This window comes from Rhizobacter sp. P5_A1, from assembly GCF_056400745.1.
The window spans coordinates 1-2,834 of record NZ_JBFUKR010000068.1; the positions used below are offsets into that span (position 1 = coordinate 1).

At 60.3% G+C, this 2,834-nt stretch carries 1 protein-coding gene and 1 pseudogene; one reads left to right on the plus strand and one right to left on the minus strand.

Annotated elements, in window-relative coordinates:
* Positions 1-278 precede the first annotated feature (278 nt).
* Positions 279-560 (minus strand): hypothetical protein, encoded by a 282-nt coding sequence (locus tag AC1DTW_RS28050; RefSeq protein WP_477985311.1) that lies wholly within the window; start codon positions 558-560, stop codon positions 279-281.
* Between the two features lie 2,136 nt (positions 561-2,696).
* On the opposite strand from AC1DTW_RS28050, the pseudogene AC1DTW_RS28055 reads away from it, so the two are divergent.
* Positions 2,697-2,834: pseudogene (locus AC1DTW_RS28055) on the plus strand (IS110 family transposase); the annotation flags it as partial.

The window sequence follows — 2,834 nt, forward strand, 5'->3', positions numbered from 1 at the left end:
TCGACTAACCCTTCGTGACTCGACTATCCCGAGTGCCACGCGATTGGATTGGAGCCCCGCCGAGCGGTTCGCATCCGGGCCCGCACGACTCACGGCATCTGCCGCGTGCAACAAGGCCGTCTCTAGAGTGGCAGTCTGCTCCTCGTTCAGACCTTCGACTCACTGCGCGCTTCCAAAACCACCGCACTGTCATCGACGATGAATACGAATACGGCTTGACAGGGAAGGAAGTCCCTCTAAAGGGTTAGGTTGCGCCCTCGCCAGGACGATATGGGAGCTCACTTCGGAACTTGAGAGCCGCTGATTGCTTGAGGGCGGCTCATGGTACCCAGGACCGGGAACACGAGAAGGGACGCTAGGAAGAACAGGTGGTACCAAACGGGAAAGCGTGGCCAAAGGCTGTAGTGAACCGGCAGGAACAACGCGAGAAGCAGGACCGCGAAAACATAGATGGGCTTCCTGTTCCCTTTCGAGATGAGCACGCCGGCGAGCCCTGATGCGAAGGAGGCAGCGACGCCAACGAGAAGGCGCAGCAAGAGCATTTGGAGCGTGAAACTCATCGATTGCTCGACTGCAGCGTACTCTGCCCAACTGTGGCGAATGGCGAGGTTCAGGAGCGTTGCGACAACAACCCAAGCGAACGCAGCCGCCAAGACCGCGAGAACAGAGCGAAGCATGTGTACCTCTGCGGACTAACCAGGAAACACGCTCATGGAGGGGCGCCGAGCATGACTGGGCCGGATAGTACAAGGCAGTGCGTCCTGCGCAACCTAACGTTTGACATGAGCGGCACACAACGGCGGCACTAACGTAGCCGAAGCGAGCAAAGGTGACCCGCCGTTGTGTGTCCGCTCGATGGAAGGGTTAGGCCCGTTCGCGCTATTCACCGGAAAGAAGGATGTTTGCTTTGCGAAGCGCGGAAACTTCGGCTGCAGTGAGTGCGCGATCGCAAGCCGCGGCAAATGTTCCTGCCAGTGCCGGATTTGCGAGCGTGCCTGCTGGGGCGAATGCTCGACCTGCAATATGAGCGCTCTTGGCGACGTAGTGAACTCGAGTTCTCCCTTTGTTGTCTTGGCTGGTGCCGGTGACTTTGCGTAGTTGCGACTTTGCCCCTGGCGTTACGAAATAGGCACCAACAATTATTTGTGTAGTAGTGACAGACACGGCGTTCCTTTGGTTGGGCTTCGTTTTGTGCGCTAGAGGTCAGAGTCAGAGACTCTCTCGCCTTCGGCGCTGCTCAGTGATTGCTTGGAGTCCATTCTGGAGTGGTGATTTGCCCGTTCGGGGATGGCGGGCCTAACGTTTGAGGTAAGCGGCGGCCTTTAGGCCGTCCGCTTGACCGAATGGTTAGCCGACGGTGTACGGCACGCCAAGGTACGGAGGAAGCCGACCTTGCAGGCTTGTGCTCTCCCAGACCGCGACGATACGACAGACGCTACCAGCGACGTATCGGACAGCAGACAAGGGCTCATTGCTGTTGCCAATGGGCCCGCAAGAACTGGAGACGCCCGGCCAGCAGAGATAGCTGGAGACTCGATCTCGCCAGCGATGCTGCCGACCGCGGACACGCCTTCACCGGGCCGCACCGATCGCAAGGCGAGCCGAACTGAAGTGAAGGGACGCGCGACGGCATGACAGAGCAATGCAATTGACGGCTAACGTTTGACATGAGCGGCTGCCGAAGGCAGTCCGCTCGATGGAATGGTTAGGCCAGCGACGATGACCGAAGGCGCCAACTGGCAGAGCGAGGAAGCAGACCGAAACGAAGGCATAGCTCGAAAGGCCAGGCGCTCGACGAAGGCGTGTGGAGACTTCGCATTTGTGTTCGGGTTAGGAATGGAGCGCACGGCGCCGACCTTACGCGAAACGGTGCGACCGATCAATCTGGCACGACTGGGACCAGCGATGCCCAACCGCGAAGGACCGGGAACGGTGCCTTGGCGGTGCGAACTCACCAGACCACCAAAGCCTCGATACGCAGAAGCCCGTGCGCTGGCCGCCAGCGAAGCGGGACGGACAGCCCGCGCGGACCGTGAAGCAGATGCCCGACGCGGACCGAAGGCATAACCGACGCAGTGTTGCCAAAGACGACTCATGCGCTGGTGCGCTTTTGAAACGCTGACGCGCGCGACCACGAAGGGCTATGTGATCGGGAAGAGCGAGGCATTCGCGACCAGGGCCTAACGTTTGAGGTAAGCGGCGGCCTTTAGGCCGTCCGCTTGACCGAATGGTTAGCCGACGGTGTACGGCACGCCAAGGTACGGAGGAAGCCGACCTTGCAGGCTTGTGCTCCCCCAGACCGCGACGATACGACAGACGCTACCAGCGACGTATCGGACAGCAGACAAGGGCTCATTGCTGTTGCCAATGGGCCCGCAAGAACTGGAGACGCCCGGCCAGCAGAGATAGCTGGAGAATCGATCTCGCCAGCGATGCTGCCGACAGCGGACACGCCTTCACCGGGCCGCGCCGATCGCAAGGCGAGCCGAACTGAAGTGAAGGGACGCGCGACGGCATGACAGAGCAATGCAATTGACGGCTAACGTTTGACATGAGCGGACAACGGAGGGCGTAGCCCGGAGTTGGTCCGCTCGATGGGAATGTGAAGGGACTTCCCACATTCCTGCAACGGCGTCGAAGCGCCAAGATTGGTGGTGTTCGAAGTCATCAATCTGAAGCGTGGAAAGGGGAAGTCCGTGGAGCAGATTACACGAGGCGAGGCTGCAGGCCAAATCGTTCGCGTCGGTGCCGACCTGGCCAAGCGCGTTATGCAGGTGCATGCGGTCGATGCGACCGGCCGCGTTGTGTGTCGGCGCGCCTTGCCGCGCAACAAG

Bases quoted from the DNA above. Each gene is read 5' to 3' on its own strand.
- AC1DTW_RS28050 (WP_477985311.1), bottom strand. From the start codon at position 560: ATGAGTTTCACGCTCCAAATGCTCTTGCTGCGCCTTCTCGTTGGCGTC.